We start from the raw sequence: 514 nt of genomic DNA, 5'->3' as shown, positions 1-514 counted from the left end.
GTTGTTTTTTAATAGGTGGTGTCGACCAACCATGATGTTGTCGAGCACAGACATGTGTGAAAAGAGGGCTAAGTTTTGGAAGGTTCTGCCCAGACCTAACTCAGCGCGTTGGCTCGGGGTACGTTTGGTTACGTCGTTTCCAGCAAAGATGACCGACCCTTTGTTCGGAGTGTATCGGCCAGAGATGCAGTTGAGCATCGAGGTTTTACCAGCACCATTGGGACCAATGATTGAGAAAATTTCCTTCTCGTTCACATGGAAGCTCACGTCGGTCAACGCTTTCACCCCACCAAAGGCCAATGAAATATCGTTTACCTGCAAAAGAGGTGTTTCCGATACCATAGTTGATCTCCCTTTCATTTTGAGTGCGTTTCCTTGAGCACTATTTCGATATCAAACTTCACTTTGATACTGGTAACCGCTTTTACACCTATGCATCAACTTTTCATTCAGTTTACGTAAACGTCAATTTAAAATCAGAATAGTGCCTTGAAGATTAAGTTGCAATCGAGTT

Annotated in this window: 1 protein-coding gene; it reads right to left on the bottom strand. The window is 43.8% G+C overall.

Annotation, left to right across the window (positions count from 1 at the left end; all coding sequences use genetic code 11):
• Nucleotides 1-342: ATP-binding cassette domain-containing protein (locus tag R7Q09_RS28475; RefSeq protein ID WP_318144250.1), on the bottom strand; the 342-nt coding region annotated here is incomplete at its 3' end.
• Between the last annotated feature and the right edge of the window lie 172 nt (nt 343-514).

Source organism: Vibrio sp. 2130-1, assembly GCF_033339515.1.
The sequence above is the reverse complement of the archived record's forward strand: the minus strand, read 5'-3'. Positions and strand labels throughout refer to the sequence as shown.